The organism is Bradyrhizobium vignae, assembly GCF_004114425.1.
GTDB classification, from domain to species: Bacteria; Pseudomonadota; Alphaproteobacteria; order Rhizobiales; family Xanthobacteraceae; genus Bradyrhizobium; species Bradyrhizobium vignae.
Genome location: NZ_RDQF01000141.1, coordinates 1 through 1,557 on the forward strand (window position 1 = coordinate 1; position 1,557 = coordinate 1,557).

Here is a 1,557-nt window from a genome sequence, read left to right on the forward strand (position 1 = left end):
TCCGGTGATGCTTTCAATTACCCACATCGTCGACGAGTTCTGATTGAGAGGCCGAAGGCGATGTCATTGAGGCGTGTTAGGCCTCGCCACACCACCATGTTTCCTGGCGGCGGATCGTGGTTGCGCGCGAGGTAGCCGCCCAGCATGGCAATCTGGAGCAAGTAGGTGGCGAGGGTCTTGCGCAAGATGCGCGGCTTGGACCGCGCCGCGTCGATGGCATCTAGCGTCGCGATTTCGGTTGAGGTGAGGACTGTCTCCGGCGCAGCGTCGGGCTTCGCTCGTGCGGACATGGTGAGGAAGAAGATGCGCCAGCTGACCATCGCGATGAGGGCGAGGAACTTGGTCAGCCGCTCGGCGGTCTCAAGCCTCGTCTCTTCGGCGCGGCAGCCAGACTTCATTACCTTGTGAAACACCTCTGCTTTCCAGCGCAAGGCGTACCATTCGAGCTTCTCGATGGCCATGGTGAAATCTCCGACCGGCAGATTGGTCACCAGCTTCCAGTCGATCGGCGGACGGCCCGCCGGCGGGTCGATCTCAAGGGCGTGAATGTAGGTGAGAAGCTGAGGACTGTATCGCTTCTGCTTGCCTATGGGCGGCAAGGTTTGGATTGCGGCGAACTTCACGTGCACGCACGCCGTCTCATCCTGTCCTATCGCGACGTAATGGCGTCCCGCCCAAGGCGTGGCCGAGAGCTGGGCGAAGACCCTATGAGCTCCATCCCGTGGCTCTGCGTCGGCGGGCGCGCCGGCCAATCGGTTGGTCTGCACTCGCACCAGAAAGCGCGTGCCGAGATCCTGCGCCAGGCAAAAGAGCTCGTAGATGTCGCTCTCGCGGTCGGCCACATGCACGCAGCGTTCCGGCGTGCCCACGAGCGCCATCGACTGGCGCAGGTTCTCCAGCCAGCGATAGCTTTCCTTCGTCTCGATCGGTACCCGCGTGGGGTTCACATGCCGCTTGAGCGTCCAGGTCCCCTTGAACTTCGTGCGTGTCCAGAACTTCGCTGCCGTCAGCCCGAGCGGCGTGCCGCCGAGGGTTACGGCCAGGCTCGAATGCATCAGCACTCCGAAGTCACCACGTTGGGCTGACCCGCCTTGTAACGTCCGGCGTTGATGGTCTTGGTGAAGCCGATCTTACCCGGCTGCGCACGGCTGTAGATGAACTCGGTGGTATCCTGCAGAATGAGGATTGGTCCTTCGCTCGCCGCGCAGCGCATGGCGGTCGCGGCAAAATGGCCGGCCAGCATCCCATGCTCGGTAACGCGCGGATTATCGAAGAAGCGATAGGCCGCCTTCGTCGCCGCCCAGTCGCCGCACGCGGCCGGGACCGGTTGGCCAGGTGCCGCCGACATCTGATCAAGCAGGCGGACAAATCGGCGCGCCAATCGCTTGTCCGGCAGCCCTGCCGAAACGACTTCGTCGTCATGCCAGCCTGCAGCACCGGCTCCCGTGTCTCCGCTCATCTGTGACGCCTCCGCGAATCGGCGTCACAAACAGAATCACAGGCGATTCAACCGATGCAAATCCTACGCACGAGATGTGGGTAATCGAAAGCCGGTGA

The 1,557-nt window shown here is 62.6% G+C and carries 2 protein-coding genes; both read right to left on the minus strand.

Features of this window, described 5'->3' with window-relative positions:
• Positions 1-17: 17 nt before the first annotated feature.
• Positions 18-1,055: an IS4 family transposase gene (locus tag EAV90_RS39125; RefSeq protein WP_245509746.1), complete on the minus strand. Its 1,038-nt coding sequence runs from the start codon at positions 1,053-1,055 to the stop codon at positions 18-20.
• Positions 1,055-1,459, minus strand: coding sequence for an IS4/Tn5 family transposase DNA-binding protein (locus EAV90_RS41120; protein WP_245509747.1), 405 nt, complete (start codon positions 1,457-1,459; stop codon positions 1,055-1,057). Before EAV90_RS41120 ends, EAV90_RS39125 begins: the two co-directional genes overlap by 1 nt.
• Positions 1,460-1,557 lie beyond the last annotated feature (98 nt).

What these genes read in the sequence shown, in the direction of transcription:
- EAV90_RS39125 (WP_245509746.1), bottom strand. Translation starts at nt 1,055, where the DNA reads ATGCATTCGAGCCTGGCCGTAACCCTCGGCGGCACGCCGCTCGGGCTG.
- EAV90_RS41120 (WP_245509747.1), bottom strand. Translation starts at nt 1,459, where the DNA reads ATGAGCGGAGACACGGGAGCCGGTGCTGCAGGCTGGCATGACGACGAA.